Annotated in this window: 12 protein-coding genes, 2 rRNA genes and 1 pseudogene; 6 read left to right on the top strand and 9 right to left on the bottom strand. The window is 30.3% G+C overall.

Going from position 1 to position 9,468, the window contains the following annotated elements; genetic code table 11:
- Positions 1–8 precede the first annotated feature (8 nt).
- Both rrf and Ctaglu_RS26100 read left to right on the top strand, forming a co-directional pair.
- Positions 9–125: ribosomal RNA gene (gene rrf, locus Ctaglu_RS23815) — 5S ribosomal RNA — on the top strand.
- A gap of 336 nt (positions 126–461) precedes the next feature.
- Positions 462–557: pseudogene (locus Ctaglu_RS26100) on the top strand (peptide deformylase); the annotation flags it as partial.
- 238 nt (positions 558–795) lie between these two features.
- Here the strand turns inward: Ctaglu_RS26100 and Ctaglu_RS23805 are convergent.
- From Ctaglu_RS23805 to Ctaglu_RS23770, 8 genes are all read right to left on the bottom strand, one after another.
- Complete coding sequence (locus Ctaglu_RS23805; protein WP_125006432.1) at positions 796–1,014, bottom strand: hypothetical protein; 219 nt, start codon at positions 1,012–1,014, stop codon at positions 796–798.
- A 607-nt stretch (positions 1,015–1,621) separates the two neighbouring features.
- Complete coding sequence (locus Ctaglu_RS23800; protein WP_125006430.1) at positions 1,622–1,912, bottom strand: hypothetical protein; 291 nt, start codon at positions 1,910–1,912, stop codon at positions 1,622–1,624.
- 329 nt (positions 1,913–2,241) lie between these two features.
- Positions 2,242–2,748, bottom strand: a complete 507-nt coding sequence (locus tag Ctaglu_RS23795; protein WP_125006428.1) for a GNAT family N-acetyltransferase — start codon at positions 2,746–2,748, stop codon at positions 2,242–2,244.
- 70 nt (positions 2,749–2,818) lie between these two features.
- Complete coding sequence (locus tag Ctaglu_RS23790; protein ID WP_125006426.1) at positions 2,819–3,277, bottom strand: 8-oxo-dGTP diphosphatase; 459 nt, start codon at positions 3,275–3,277, stop codon at positions 2,819–2,821.
- A gap of 359 nt (positions 3,278–3,636) precedes the next feature.
- On the bottom strand, positions 3,637–4,011 hold the full coding sequence (locus tag Ctaglu_RS23785; RefSeq protein WP_233439937.1) for a hypothetical protein: 375 nt from the start codon (positions 4,009–4,011) through the stop codon (positions 3,637–3,639).
- 360 nt (positions 4,012–4,371) lie between these two features.
- A complete protein-coding gene (locus tag Ctaglu_RS23780; RefSeq protein ID WP_125006424.1) occupies positions 4,372–4,734 on the bottom strand; it encodes a VOC family protein in 363 nt (120 codons plus the stop codon).
- Positions 4,735–5,137: 403 nt separating this feature from the next.
- Entirely contained in the window at positions 5,138–5,596 is a 459-nt protein-coding gene (locus tag Ctaglu_RS23775; protein WP_185732943.1) for a stage III sporulation protein AH, read from the bottom strand.
- A 67-nt stretch (positions 5,597–5,663) separates the two neighbouring features.
- Complete coding sequence (locus Ctaglu_RS23770; protein ID WP_125006422.1) at positions 5,664–5,888, bottom strand: hypothetical protein; 225 nt, start codon at positions 5,886–5,888, stop codon at positions 5,664–5,666.
- 437 nt (positions 5,889–6,325) lie between these two features.
- Between Ctaglu_RS23770 and Ctaglu_RS26565 the strand changes: the two genes are divergently transcribed.
- Positions 6,326–6,463, top strand: coding sequence for a sigma factor-like helix-turn-helix DNA-binding protein (locus tag Ctaglu_RS26565; protein ID WP_125006420.1), 138 nt, complete (start codon positions 6,326–6,328; stop codon positions 6,461–6,463).
- A 22-nt stretch (positions 6,464–6,485) separates the two neighbouring features.
- Positions 6,486–7,592, top strand: a complete 1,107-nt coding sequence (locus tag Ctaglu_RS23760; RefSeq protein ID WP_125006418.1) for a hypothetical protein — start codon at positions 6,486–6,488, stop codon at positions 7,590–7,592.
- A 97-nt stretch (positions 7,593–7,689) separates the two neighbouring features.
- Here the strand turns inward: Ctaglu_RS23760 and Ctaglu_RS26560 are convergent, their stop codons facing one another.
- Positions 7,690–7,941, bottom strand: a complete 252-nt coding sequence (locus Ctaglu_RS26560; protein WP_125006434.1) for a recombinase family protein — start codon at positions 7,939–7,941, stop codon at positions 7,690–7,692.
- 607 nt (positions 7,942–8,548) lie between these two features.
- Here Ctaglu_RS26560 and Ctaglu_RS26095 point away from each other — a divergent pair.
- Together Ctaglu_RS26095 and Ctaglu_RS23745 are read left to right on the top strand one after the other, a co-directional pair.
- Entirely contained in the window at positions 8,549–8,719 is a 171-nt protein-coding gene (locus tag Ctaglu_RS26095; RefSeq protein WP_233439936.1) for a nucleoside triphosphate pyrophosphohydrolase family protein, read from the top strand.
- 568 nt (positions 8,720–9,287) lie between these two features.
- Positions 9,288–9,468: ribosomal RNA gene (locus Ctaglu_RS23745) — 16S ribosomal RNA — on the top strand; the annotation flags it as partial.

Raw genomic sequence — 9,468 nt, 5'->3', positions numbered from 1 at the left:
TTTCTCAATCTGGTGATTATGGCATGAAGGTAACACCCCTTCCCATACCGAACAGGTCGGTTAAGCTTCAATGCGCCAATGGTACTGCAGGGGTAACTTTGTGGGAGAGTAGGTCGTCGCCAGGTAAACAAAAAACCACTAAGTCTAACTTAGTGGTTTTTATTTTGCATAAATATAATTTAGGTTTTGGATTATCAATAAAAATAACAATACTGCACCTAGGGGGATCCCAGTGCAGTATTGTTTTCATTAGTTCGTTATTTTTTATATAAAAATGGATGGGTATTTAAATTATAGACTATTCTGCAAATCTTATTCACTTTATTTGAAATTAAAGGAACAAGAGCATTTTAGAGAGTATTTATATGATAAAGCACTGTGCTGGAAGTACCCAGGGAGAAATCCTTGGGGCTTATTTTTTTGTATGAAAATAGCTAGGCGCTTACATAGCTAATTAGGTAGGACTTATAAAAAGTGTTAATCCAAGGATAATTAAGCAGGAAGGCATTCAGGAAGTTATAGAGAGATGTTTAAGGATTCCAAATGCATTTAGAAAGTATTCTTTTTACTGATTTAGGTACTGAATATATAAAGTAATGTTATTGAACTTATGAAGTTATGAACTTAATGTAAGTAATTTGTAGTTCAAATTGAGGAACAATATATTTGAAGTACGACGTAAAAATGCCGTAAAATTCAATTCTGAATAATACGGCATTTTTAAGGGATTATTAGGTTTTATTAGTTGTGACGCTTAATTGGAAGAAAGAGAATTAACGCAACTTCACAATATGCTTATAATCCTTGCTTTTCTTTTTCAATTTTTTTCTTCTTTTCTGATTCTGCTATCATAATATTAAACCAAAACAAAGTAACCATAGACGCCAAAAAGCTAAATGATGCCCCAACTTTCATATTATTGAACGGTCCAAACAAGTAATTAATGCCAAATATCAGAATTCCAATAACAGATACGATAATTCCAATTTTCGAAGCATTTGAATAATTCTTCATTTCTTCAACCTCCTTCGCTATTTATAGATAATATTACTTTCTTTTTTAGGTCATCTAATTTTACGATGTCGTCTTAACTAATGGTAATTATAGCATATTTCTACATAAATAATCACTGTTTTTGTAAAACATAGTAAATATTCTTATTTTTTAATACCGTATTATTAAGTTTTCAAAGACCATTATTCGTGTTTCCCATTCCAATTATTAAGACGTACTTTTTTCAAATTGTCTACCAATAGTTTTGAAGTACGACGTAAAAATACCATAAAATTCAGAAATGAATCATACGGTATTTTAATAAATTATTCGTTTTTTAGTTAAGTCGTTAATTAAGAAGTTTATGAGTTAATTTTTATTATCCAATAGTTTCTGGCATAAGTACATTAAACATCCATTTATTATTGCAAGTATAATATAATTAATTAAATTATTTTTTAGTTTGATAACTTCAAATCCTATAAAAAATGTTAAGACAATACTCAAAAAATTTATTAATACAAATAATTTATTCTTTTTCATATTTTATCCCCTTCATTCGTTAGGATAGTGTTTGCTCCGTCTTAAATTACTAATTCGAATAAACCTGTAGTAGAAGATCTTAAGGCTAGTACAGATAATTCAATATTAGATCCGCGACAATAAACACTGAACACATACACACCTGCGTAATATTCGCCCAATTATTTTTCCAACTGAAATTTTCTTTAAAATATTTGGCATTAATAATGCTCAATGCACTATTAATGCCAATGCCACCCCACATAATAAGCAACCCCATTCCTTTAGATATATCTTTACTGATAAAAAAATAGTAAATACCCATACCTATCACCGCAATGCTAACAATCCACTGAATTATATCAATGATTTTCTTTAATGAAGCTTTGTAAACCATATTTTATCACCTTTCTAATCCATTAAATTTTACAACTTCGACCTAATTCTATAGAAATTATAGCACATTATACATTAAAATATTTCTATAATAGTGAATATTTTCATTTTCAAATACCGTATTATTCAATTTTCAAAGAGTACTATTCGTATTTTCAATTTCAATAGTTACGTCGTCTAATTCTCAAATTGCCTAGCAATAGTTTTGAAAGACGACGTAAAAATGCCGTAAAATCCAATTGAATAATACGGTGTTTTAAGGGGTTATTCGGTTTTAATAGTTGTGACGCTTAATAAGAAAGTTGCGAATTAGGACAATTACAGATTATGTTATAACAACCTGTATATAAGGTATATATTTTTTGTGCAAGTTTCTTTAACTAAAATACCAGCATTATTCACTATGACCTTATTTGAACGTTCATTATTCTTATTTGCCCCAATTTGAACGGTTGATATTTTTAATTTATCACACTCTTTAAGTAGTAATGCCAATAATTCATTACCATAGCCTTTTCCTCTATGAGAAGAGGGTATGGCATAGCCGATATGTCCACTATTAGCTTCTAAATTATCATTAAGAAAATGTCTGATTCGTCCATATCCCACTGGCATTTCACCGATAAACATCCAATATGAAGTCTGCGGAACCATCCACTCTTTTAATCCAATTCCTTCTGACATATCTGCATTTTTCCTAAGCCAAATTTTGCACTCTTCATAAGACATACCTTTTACAGCATTATGAAAACCATTATCATTACTTTCTATTTCCTGCAACATATCATAAATCATTCTTCCGTCATCTGTAGATAACTTTTTTAAATTCAGTTTCATATAAAAACTCCTCCATGTTTTTAAAATATAAGCAGTCTTTACAATTTCAATATCTTACTCATATGAATAATTAATATAATCTAATTACCCAATCATCACCTGATTTGTTGCGTTCATATATAAATTCACTATAACAATCTGAATCAAATACTTTTAATAAATCCATAAAATCATTTACTAACGTATAATCATTTAATGAGTCCCTATCAATCCATCTCATTTCTCCTTCATCAGAAGAAATTAAAGTACCTTCAAATTTATCTGTCTTAAACAACAATACAATATATCGTTCATCTTCATCTGTTTCAAATTGCTTTACTCCACATAATTTAGGCTCTCTTATAGTTAATCCTGTTTCTTCATATATCTCACGAATAACTGCTTGAACGAATGATTCTTCTTTTTCTACATGTCCTCCTGGAAACGTAATTCCACGCCAATCTTTTTTAACCCTGTCTTGAAGTAATATCTTATTACCATTATAAACCATACACAAAACTGTTACTATTGATTTCTCACACTTACTCATTTTTTATCTCCTTACTAAAACAAATTAAAATCTATAGTGAACAATAAACTACGATGTCGTCTTAACTAATGGTAATTATAGCATATTATTATATGGATAATAACTATTTTTGTAAAACATAGCAATTATTCTTATTCTTCAATACCGTATTATTCAATTTTCAAAGACAATTGTTCGTACTTTCAATTTCAATAGTTACGTCGTGTATTTCTCAAATTGCCTAGCAATAGTTTTGGAGTGCGACGTTAAAAACACCGTAAAATTCAATTGAATAATACGGTGTTTTTAAGGGGTTATTCGGTTTTATTAGTTGTGATGCTTAATAAAAATAATGCGAATTAATTAACTAAAAATTATGCTTATACACCATAGTGTATAACATATTTATTTTCAGATATTGCCTTTCTTATCAATATCAATAAATCAATCAGTTGTATTGATGATTTTGATTTCTTATCTTTTGAAACAATGTTATAAAAAGCATCTAATGATTCTGGCGGAATAAGAGTAACTCCCCACCTATCAAGTGCAAAATCTGGTCTACTATAGTAACCGTGGTGAGTTTTAATTAAAATCAATTCATCCCACCAATCGTTCAAAATATCGTCATTAATAGCAACACAATTATATTTTTTAGGTTCATAAGAAGAATAATCTTTATCTTTTTCAAATTCATCTATAATACCGAATTCAGCAACACAAGCCACATTAGCACCTACCTTCTTGATATACAAGTAGTTCTACCGTTTGACGGAATATTTTACAATTTAGACCTACTCTATAGAAATTATAGCACATTATACATATTTATACATAACTATATTTCCATAATAGTAAACATTCTTATTTTTTAATACCGTATTATTCAATTTTCAAAGAGCATTGTTCGTACTTTCAATTTCAATAGTTACGTCGACCTTTTCTCAAATTGCCTAGAAATATATTTGAAGCACGACGTAAAAGTGCCGTAAAATTCCATTCAGAATAATACGGCATTTTAAGGAATTATTCAGCTTTTATAGTTGTGAGGTTTAATGTGAAGAAAGCGAATTAACTTCAACGCTATATTATCGCAAGCCGGATGCTTTTGAAAATTACTTTGGAAAAACCCGCAACTGTACAGATACCCCATTTGGGTCATAAACATAGAAATATCGAGTTTGAATATCAGGGTTCTGGATGGCAGAAGGGTTAAGACCTTTGTCCTGCGCAAGTTTATGCATTACATCTAGTTTATCCGTCTCAAAGCAAATGAACATACCTTTGCCTTCAAACTTCTGACCCTGAGGCATGCAGACAAGTTCAATCTCAGTTTCTCCACTACCATTTGTCAGAAATGCAACTTCTCCAAGTCCTGCTTTAAAGCGGCGGGAAATAGTTAGTTCTGTAATCGTCTCATAAAATTCAATAGATTCTTCAAAATTGTTGACCATTAAGGTCACATGCTGAATATGCATAGTATATCTCCTTTTCTTTGTGTAATCTTAAACAATTATCACACAATAAAATATATAATTCAAGAAGTGTTTTCCTCAATATAACTCATCAAAAAGTCCTTTTCATTGATAAATTATTACTCCATTTTTTTACAATTTTGACCTAGCTCTATAGAAATTATCGCATATTATGCATATTCCTATAATAGTAAATATTTTCATTTTAAAATACCGTATTATTCAATTTCCAAAGACCGTTGTCTGTACTTTCAATTTCAATAGTTACGTCGCCCTTTTCTCAAATTGCCTAGCGATATTTTTGAAGTGAGACGTAAAAATACCGTAAAATTCAATTGAATAATACGGCATTTTTAAGGGATTATTCGGTTTTAATAGTTGTGATGCGTAATTAGAAAAGTCCGAATTAACGATAAATACACCTAATACTTAAACCTTTTATTTGTGCAATTTTATCAATTTCTTCTTTGCTTTCTGTAATTATATAACTTTCAAATTCATGAGAAGTATTAATTAACCAAGGCTTACCATTCTTAATAAAAGATAAATCCTCTGGTAAGTCTGGATGTACCCACGAATGTAATGAGCTTGTAACTGTTTTTATTATTTCCCTTGCCTTCTTGTCAGTATTGTAATAATATATTTGACCAGGCGCTCCACCGGCCAAAAACGTTCCAGGCCAGACCCATTGCTCTTTAACTTCAATTAGTGAATATTTTAATTCTTCCAATAGATAATCTACATTCTGATTAAAAAACATACTCTTTCTAACTACCAAGATGAAAGTATCACAAGCTTCAAAAGCAAAGTCAATTAAATCTCTATAAGCCTTATTTTTAGCATCGTTCTCTATAGATATAAACATAAAATCCCCTCCAATAGCTTAATCATATTTTACTGTTCCGACGCTTTAATATAACGTTATGTTCCAACTATTTCTTATACTTCATAGCATTTATAATCATAAAAGTGCATATTACAATTACTGCACAAAGGAATAGTATAGAAGATACTAATGCCACAATGCCAGAATTAAAAATTGATGATGATAACTCTCCACCACCTGGTTGACCCAAAATTCCAACAAGAAATAGCATTATTAGAAATCCAATTAAAAAAGTTAAAATACCATAACCCATATATCTACCAAATTTCATCTTCTCGTCTCCTTTTTTTATTCATCTACCACTACGTTCTTTTCTACGATTCCGCTCTAACTCTATAGAAATCATAGCATACTATACATATTTATACATAATTATAATTCTATAATAGTAATTTTTTTCATTTTTAAATACCGTATTATTCTATTATCAAAGACCATTGTTCGTACTTTGAATTTTAATAGTTATGTCGACCTTTTCTCATATATAGTTACAACAAAACCCATATCAATCAGAAAAGCATATGAAAATGCTAAAGCTTTGGTTGATGACATGCATGTGGTTCAAAGTGTTGGTAAAGTTAAGAATGGATTTAAGGCTGATGAACTTGAAAATGATAAGCTAGCAGTATTGAGAATGAGGAATCAATGTAATCATCACATATTAATAGTCCGGAAGTGCTCTATCAAAATAAAGAGACTCTATTAGAAATGGGTAATATTATTGATAATTTACCTATAAAATATAAAGAGTTGATTCATATGAAATACATGCTCGGATTAAGTTATGAAGAAATTAGCAAAAAACTGCTTCAAAAAGAGAAAGGAAAACTGAAAGGAAAGGAGTAGTTAGATTATAAAGTGTTTGAGTGTGCAGAAAAAGTTACGTGAGATATTTGCAAAGAAAAAAAGATTGGTGATTGGATCAGGAGGACTTTTTATCTTAATATTCCTTGTATTGTTTAACAAGTATAATGTGTTTTTTAATATATCTAATGCATTGTCAAAAGGGCATCCAGCATACATTATAGAAGAAAAGCATTTCAAAAGCATAGAATCAGCCCAAATATATATAAAGGAGATTCCATTTGTTGTTCCCCAAAACATTAAAACTAGCTATAAGCTTAAGGAAATAACTTATTCCAAAACTAAGGAAAATTCTTGTTCAGTAGTTTTTCAATATAAAGATGATAATAATAACGAGCTTAGGCTAGAATACCATTCAAAGGGAGATAATATTGAAAGTAATTCTGATTTCCGTATTGTAAATCCTGACATTGTTAGAATTGAGACTGAAAAGGGATATGGAATAGCACAAAACGAAACCAAGCAAGTAGGGAATAATATTTTGACTTCGAAATTCTTGTATTTCGAATTACCTAAATATGCTATAACAGCTAATTTATTTTATAGTGAAGAAATTAATACATTTGATAAGTCCGATGATGAAATGTTAGTTGGAATTATTGAAGGATTTTTGCACTCGGAAATATTTTACGCTAAAACTGAGAGTGATATTATATTTGATTCGCTTACCCTTAGGTTCAATAGTTTTTCAGAGTTTAAGCAAAGTGCTCTACTTGATGTTTATATAAATGAGCCTAAGTATATACCAAATGGTTTTAACTTTAAATACATCATATATAAAAGATATAAAGACAACCCGTCACATGTCTTTAACGTTACAGCTATTTATGAAAATGCCGAGGGAATTCAATTATCAATTAACTATATGACGTTTGAAAAAAGTGGAATACATGTTAATAATAATAATACATTTGAACAAAGAAATATTTACAAGATTCAGTGTGATGGAAATGATAAGGGATACTTGATTCCCTATACAGAAAGACAGTTGCGTTATCAGTTCAGTAATTTTGATGTGAATATATACTTGCAGTATAAATCAGGTGAAACCGACTACGACAATAGTTATGATAATGCATTGAGAAAGATAGTGGAAAGTATAGAAGGGTAGATATAAATAGAATTTATTAGACTCCCCCATTAATTTTAGATTTGTATTTTTTCAACTTCAAATAATAGATCAACATATAATTGGCGTAGTTTATTGGTTACATCAAGTATATCTCTGTGTTAGGTCTAAATCGGCTAATTGACTTTGTGATAATACGTTCAATTTTCTTGCATTTACAGTCTGCCAACATTCTTTGAAATTCAGCTCTGCCAGAAATGTTTTTCACAGATTTGATATCTGCATAAATATCGACAAGCACACAATTTATATGGCTGATATCCATCTGCCTATAATACTCTATTTGATTAGACAGGTTTTCAATTTGTTCTGCATGCGCTGTGCTAACTATGCAATGAAGAGGAACATTTGTTTTTCATTTTGTAGATATATGATTAATTATTGTGAATTTTCTCGCATTGCCAATGTAAGAAGAACCTTCCTTTATAAAAGTTCGTAATTAATCTACACATGTAAGTCTATATTTAATTTTTACCAAATATTTTAAAGATATAATCCGGAAATGTACATTTATATGTTTAACTTGCAATTATGCTTTATGAAAAATATAAGATAACATGTAAATCCAATGCTGCGATATTTCATGACGACGAGTAGCTTTGTAACAAGCCATGATAATTTATGCGTATTAGAAATTCTAAAATTAAAAGGTGTTCAATCAGGATTATCATGGGATATAATATTATGAAAGCATCGGTATGGTGGATGACCATATAAGAACATGCTCTCATCATTTTAAAAATAGATAAACAATAAATTTTTATATAAAGAAGAGGATGAAAATGAAAGATATGAACTTTAGTGAAGCAGTTGAACGTTCGGTTCAAATAAGAAAAAGTTACCATTATTTAGAACGGTAGTATTATGAAAAAGAATGGACAGTAGAAGAGGATACGTTAGCTTTTCTGACAGATGCTGGATTGGTCGGTCGTCTCACAATGTCTCAGCAGGGGCGTTGGCCAACAAATAGTGAACCTAAATCTGAATTGGAACATAAACTTGGCGAATGCATATGGTGGGTGATTATTTTAGCAGAACGCATGAATATTGATATCAGTGAAGCATTGGAAAAATTCTTAGCCAAAACTGAAAAACAATTAAGGGATTAAGTTAATAATCATGAATAAGAAGAAGATTAACGAAATCGCTCCAAATCATCACTTGTAGGTACAATAGGATAAACTAAAGAATAGCATCAGTATTTTGCTAGAGGTTTAAAAAAATGGAGTGCGGAAACTATAAATAAGCTTTGCACACGTTTCATTGACGTATGCAAAAATGTATGATAAATTCAGCCACAAAGGAGGTTTTTAAATATATGAAGTACAAATGAGGGATAATTACTTAACCACGAGTATCGTAATGCGAAATATTGAATTATTTGTACGTATATGTAGTTATATGAAGATAATCTAGTTAGATAACTTATTGGCTGAAATCATGCTATTATTTATATGATAGAATACTCCTTGTCGTCACATGATGGCAAGCAAGTTGGTCTTTGAAAATTAAACAGAGAAATAGGTAAAATAGCGAAATAATATTTCGCTTGACCAGTTAATTACTTTAGATAAAAAAAGTAATTTTAGTCGTAAGACTAAAAAGTATGTAATGAGCTTGCTAACCAGCTTAACAGTTGGCGCAGATTATTCATTTCAAATAAAAAGTGTAAACTTTTAAATTGAGAGTTTGATCCTGGCTCAGGACGAACGCTGGCGGCGTGCCTAACACATGCAAGTCGAGCGATGAAACCCTTCGGGGTGGATTAGCGGCGGACGGGTGAGTAACACGTGGGTAACCTGCCTCAAAGAGGGGAATAGCCTCCCGAAAGGGAGATTAATACCGCATAATATGTTTT

The sequence above is a fragment of the Clostridium tagluense genome (assembly GCF_003865095.1).
In the GTDB taxonomy this organism is placed as follows: Bacteria; Bacillota; Clostridia; order Clostridiales; family Clostridiaceae; genus Clostridium_AD; species Clostridium_AD tagluense.
The sequence above is the reverse complement of the archived record's forward strand: the minus strand, read 5'-3'. Positions and strand labels throughout refer to the sequence as shown.

Excerpts from the sequence above, each read along its gene's own strand:
- Ctaglu_RS23805 (WP_125006432.1), bottom strand. The coding sequence starts at position 1,014 with ATGAAGAATTATTCAAATGCTTCGAAAATTGGAATTATCGTATCTGTT.
- Ctaglu_RS23800 (WP_125006430.1), bottom strand. The coding sequence starts at position 1,912 with ATGGTTTACAAAGCTTCATTAAAGAAAATCATTGATATAATTCAGTGG.
- Ctaglu_RS23795 (WP_125006428.1), bottom strand. The coding sequence starts at position 2,748 with ATGAAACTGAATTTAAAAAAGTTATCTACAGATGACGGAAGAATGATT.
- Ctaglu_RS23790 (WP_125006426.1), bottom strand. The coding sequence starts at position 3,277 with ATGAGTAAGTGTGAGAAATCAATAGTAACAGTTTTGTGTATGGTTTAT.
- Ctaglu_RS23780 (WP_125006424.1), bottom strand. The coding sequence starts at position 4,734 with ATGCATATTCAGCATGTGACCTTAATGGTCAACAATTTTGAAGAATCT.
- Ctaglu_RS23775 (WP_185732943.1), bottom strand. The coding sequence starts at position 5,596 with ATGTTTATATCTATAGAGAACGATGCTAAAAATAAGGCTTATAGAGAT.
- Ctaglu_RS23770 (WP_125006422.1), bottom strand. The coding sequence starts at position 5,888 with ATGAAATTTGGTAGATATATGGGTTATGGTATTTTAACTTTTTTAATT.
- Ctaglu_RS26565 (WP_125006420.1), top strand. The coding sequence starts at position 6,326 with ATGGGTAATATTATTGATAATTTACCTATAAAATATAAAGAGTTGATT.
- Ctaglu_RS26095 (WP_233439936.1), top strand. The coding sequence starts at position 8,549 with ATGTCTCAGCAGGGGCGTTGGCCAACAAATAGTGAACCTAAATCTGAA.